This window comes from Chryseobacterium sp. LAM-KRS1 (assembly GCF_013184525.1).
In the GTDB taxonomy this organism is placed as follows: domain Bacteria; phylum Bacteroidota; class Bacteroidia; order Flavobacteriales; family Weeksellaceae; genus Chryseobacterium; species Chryseobacterium proteolyticum.
This window is the reverse complement of record NZ_JAAOIZ010000023.1, coordinates 1-578: the sequence shown is the minus strand read 5'-3', so window position 1 is coordinate 578 and position 578 is coordinate 1. Positions and strand designations below refer to the sequence as shown.

Genomic DNA, 578 nt, shown 5'->3' with positions numbered 1-578 from the left:
AAACTCTTGTCACCTTCGTGATCCTTAACATCGGTAACTGCGTGCTTTATAGCATCGCTGTAGGATAAAACCTGGCTGTCGATCTCTCCCAGTTCTATTCTGTGACCACGGATCTTCACCTGATGGTCAATTCTTCCTAGATACTCTATTGTACCATCAGCTAGCCATTTTCCTAAATCTCCTGTGCGGTACATCTTCGTACCCGGAATAAATGGATTGTCTACAAACTTCTCTGCGGTAAGCTCTGGATTATTTAAATAACCCTGAGCTAATCCAGCTCCAGAGATATACATCTCCCCGCTTACTCCTGCAGGAACCAAATGTTTATTCTCATCTAAAATATAAATCTGTGTATTGGCAATAGGTTGACCGATAGGTATTGTAGAAGAAGCTAAATCACTTCCCTTTTCAAGTTTATGTACAGTAGCACAGATACTCGTCTCTGTAGGACCGTAAGCATTGTAAAAAGTACCATACTTCAAATATTCCTTAGTCTTCCCCATAATAGCTGATTCTCCTGCGGTTATTAAACCTTTCAATCCCTGAAGTCTCTCAACATTTAATAAACTGAAAAATGC

Annotated in this window: 1 protein-coding gene; it reads right to left on the bottom strand. The window is 40.1% G+C overall.

Features of this window, described 5'->3' with window-relative positions; genetic code table 11:
• Window positions 1-578: AMP-binding protein (locus tag G9C87_RS20715; protein WP_172284700.1), on the bottom strand; the 578-nt coding region annotated here is incomplete at both ends.